General features: G+C 57.3%; 1 rRNA gene. It reads left to right on the top strand.

The window, feature by feature from the left end:
• Nucleotides 1-1,288 (top strand): 23S ribosomal RNA (locus ACFZB3_RS50115); the annotation flags it as partial.

The raw sequence follows: 1,288 nt of genomic DNA, 5'->3' as shown, positions 1-1,288 counted from the left end.
AGTAGCACGCTCAAGACCCGAAGCGGAGTGATCTAGCCATGGGCAGGTTGAAGCGGAGGTAAGACTTCGTGGAGGACCGAACCCACCAGGGTTGAAAACCTGGGGGATGACCTGTGGTTAGGGGTGAAAGGCCAATCAAACTCCGTGATAGCTGGTTCTCCCCGAAATGCATTTAGGTGCAGCGTCGTGTGTTTCTTGCCGGAGGTAGAGCACTGGATAGGCGATGGGCCCTACCGGGTTACTGACCTTAGCCAAACTCCGAATGCCGGTAAGTGAGAGCGCGGCAGTGAGACTGTGGGGGATAAGCTCCATGGTCGAGAGGGAAACAGCCCAGAGCATCGACTAAGGCCCCTAAGCGTACGCTAAGTGGGAAAGGATGTGGAGTCGCAGAGACAACCAGGAGGTTGGCTTAGAAGCAGCCACCCTTGAAAGAGTGCGTAATAGCTCACTGGTCTAGTGATTCCGCGCCGACAATGTAGCGGGGCTCAAGCGTACCGCCGAAGTCGTGTCATTGCGATATGTACCCCCAACGGGGATCGTGATGGGTAGGGGAGCGTCGTCTGCCGGGTGAAGCAGCCGCGTAAGCGAGTTGTGGACGGTTGACGAGTGAGAATGCAGGCATGAGTAGCGATTCACACGTGGGAAACGTGTGCGCCGATTGACTAAGGGTTCCTGGGTCAAGCTGATCTGCCCAGGGTAAGTCGGGACCTAAGGCGAGGCCGACAGGCGTAGTCGATGGATAACCGGTTGATATTCCGGTACCCGCTGTGAAGCGTCAAACATCGAACCAGGCGATGCTAAGTCCGTGAAGCCGCCCCGGAGCCTTCGGGCAAAGGGGAGTGGTGGAGCCGACGAACCAGACTTGCAGTAGGTGAGTGATGGGGTGACGCAGGAAGGTAGTCCAGCCCGGGCGGTGGTTGTCCCGGGGTAAGGGTGTAGGCCGTGCGGTAGGTAAATCCGTCGCACATCAAGGCTGAGACCTGATGCCGAGCCGATTGTGGTGAAGTGGATGATCCTATGCTGTCGAGAAAAGCCTCTAGCGAGTTTCATGGCGGCCCGTACCCTAAACCGACTCAGGTGGTCAGGTAGAGAATACCGAGGCGTTCGGGTGAACTATGGTTAAGGAACTCGGCAAAATGCCCCCGTAACTTCGGGAGAAGGGGGGCCACACCTGGTGAGAGAGTTTTCCTCTTGAGCTGGGGGTGGCCGCAGAGACCAGCGAGAAGCGACTGTTTACTAAAAACACAGGTCCGTGCGAAGCCGTAAGGCGATGTATACGGACTGACGC

Source organism: Streptomyces sp. NPDC008092, from assembly GCF_042957285.1.
Classification (GTDB): Bacteria; Actinomycetota; Actinomycetes; order Streptomycetales; family Streptomycetaceae; genus Streptomyces.
The sequence above is the reverse complement of the archived record's forward strand: the minus strand, read 5'-3'. Positions and strand labels throughout refer to the sequence as shown.